This window comes from Cellulomonas septica, from assembly GCF_012396155.1.
Lineage (GTDB): Bacteria > Actinomycetota > Actinomycetes > Actinomycetales > Cellulomonadaceae > Cellulomonas > Cellulomonas septica.
In genome coordinates, this window is record NZ_JAAXOY010000803.1 from 1 (window position 1) to 1,411 (window position 1,411).

At 75.4% G+C, this 1,411-nt stretch carries 2 protein-coding genes; both read right to left on the reverse strand.

Annotated features, from left to right (window positions below; genetic code table 11):
- A partial coding sequence (locus HGA02_RS19310; protein WP_343035636.1) for a nucleoside triphosphate pyrophosphohydrolase occupies positions 1-562 on the reverse strand: 562 nt, incomplete at its 3' end.
- 14 nt (positions 563-576) lie between these two features.
- The gene (locus tag HGA02_RS19315; RefSeq protein ID WP_168681010.1) at positions 577-1,182 is read right to left on the reverse strand and encodes a hypothetical protein; all 606 of its coding nucleotides are present in this window, start codon (positions 1,180-1,182) and stop codon (positions 577-579) included.
- Between the last annotated feature and the right edge of the window lie 229 nt (positions 1,183-1,411).

Genomic DNA, 1,411 nt, shown 5'->3' on the forward strand with positions numbered 1-1,411 from the left:
CCTCGGCGACGAGCGCGAGCAGCCGGTCGCCGAGCGGTGCGTCGGGCGCGGCCGCCGGCACGGAGACGTCGTGGCCCGCGCGCTCCGCACGTGCGACGAGCTTCTGCGCCCGCGCGAGCGCCCCGAGACCCAGCGGGACGCCGTCGAAGACCGACGCACGCTGCTTCTCGGCCCGCTTGGCGCGGTCCCACGCGACGTGCTGGCCCTCCTCGTCGTGCACCGCCTCGGCGTCGCCGAACACGTGCGGGTGCCGCCGGACGAGCTTCGCGACGAGGTCCGCCGCGACGTCCTGCACGTCGAACGGGTCGTCGCCGTCCTCCTGCGCGATCCGCGCGTGGAAGACCACCTGCAGCAGCAGGTCGCCGAGCTCCTCGCGCAGCCCGGCGCGGTCGTCGGCCTCGACCGCCTCGGCGAGCTCCGCGGCCTCCTCGAGCGCGTACGGGACCAGCGAGCGGTGCGTCTGCTGCGCGTCCCACGGGCAGCCGCCGGGGGACCGCAGCCGGTCCATGACGGCGACGAGCTCCGCGAGCGCGTCGGCGTGCGTGCTCGGCTCGGCGCTCACCTCGGACCGACCCGTCAGGACGCCGACGGGCTGGGCTCGGGTGCGGGCGCGGTGCCGTCGCCCTGGCCGGCGTCCGTCTGCGGCGCGACGATCCACGGGCGCGCCGTCGGCGGGAGGATCGTGTTCACGTCGTCCGTCGTGCCGAACCGGGGGTTGACCTCGACGTCGAGCTGCGCGATGCGGTCCTGCGCGTCACCGAGGACCTCCTGCGCGTCCTCGAGCTCCTGCAGGCGCGTGTACGCGAGCGAGTAGCGCGCGACGTCGAGCGACGGCTGCGAGAACGTCGTGTCCGCCTCCGGGTCGCGCTGCTTCGCGACCGAGTCCAGCAGCTCGGCGGCCTCCTCCTCGGAGACGCCGACGCCGTTCTCCTCGGCGATCGCGACGATCGTCGGCTCGTGCACCAGGACCGTGAGCACGTTGGACGGCGACACGTCCTGCAGGTAGGGCCGCAGCTCGTCGGACGCGACCCGCACGTCGGACGTCGGGATCGCCGTCCCGTCGACGACCGCCGCCGCACCGGGCTGCCCCGCGCACCCGGCGAGCACGCCCGCGGCCACACCGCCGGCCAGCACCACGCCGACCCGTCGCACGCCCGTACCCGCACGCCACTGCACCGCCACCAGGGACCTCCCGCGTCGTCGCTCGTCGATCGGCGTCATCGTAGGCGGTCCGGCCGTGCATCCCGCACCCCTCCTGCGGCGGGCGCGCCTGCCGAAGTCACTTTCCGGATCGGCAACCCATCGATAGACTTGCCGACATGGAAAACGACCTGGACGGCGCGCTGCCCTCGCCCCGACCGACCCCGGCGGAGGCGCGCAGCGCGCTCGCCGGCCTCGCGACCGACCGGGC